Origin of the sequence: Flavobacterium sp. RSSB_23, from assembly GCF_051547145.1 — a bacterium.
GTDB lineage: Bacteria > Bacteroidota > Bacteroidia > Flavobacteriales > Flavobacteriaceae > Flavobacterium.
In genome coordinates this window covers 1-618 of the sequence record NZ_JBPTTO010000051.1, presented here as the reverse complement: position 1 = coordinate 618, position 618 = coordinate 1, and the positions used below count along the sequence as shown (strand labels likewise).

Sequence of the window (618 nt, the reverse complement as noted above, 5' to 3'; positions counted from 1 at the left end):
TGAAGCACCCAAAGCCAAAGCTGCTTCAGGTTGTCCAATAGTTACAGAATTGGACTCAGATGAGCAAGAGTCAGATACAGTTACAGTATAGGTTCCAGCAGGTAAATTGGATACAGAAGCGGTAGTGCCTACAACAGTATTCGAAGCATTTTTCCAAGAATAGGTTACTGTGCCTACAGCTCCAGTTACAGCTCCTGCAGTTACAGAACCAGTGCTGGTTCCAAAGCAAGAAGCATCAGTTTTAGATGAAGCACCCAAAGCCAATGCCGCTTCAGGTTGTCCTATTGTTACCGAATTGGACTCAGAAGAACAAGAGTCAGATACAGTTACAGTATACGTTCCAGCAGGAAGGTTATCAACTGTTGCAGTGGTACCCACTACAGTATTCGAAGCATTTTTCCAAGAATAAGCTACCGTTCCTACAGCTCCAGTTACAGCACCTGCAGTTACAGAACCAGTGCTAGCACCAAAGCAAGAAGCATCGGTTTTAGAAGAAACACCCAAAGCTAAAGCTGCTTCAGGTTGTCCTATTGTTACCGAATTGGACTCAGAAGAACAAGAGTCACTAACCGTTACAGTATAGGTTCCAGCAGGAAGGTTATCAACTGTTGCAGTGGT

The 618-nt window shown here is 44.3% G+C and carries 1 pseudogene; it reads right to left on the bottom strand.

Annotated features, from left to right (window positions below):
* A pseudogene (locus ACSVH9_RS16320) lies at nucleotides 1–618 on the bottom strand (hypothetical protein); the annotation flags it as partial.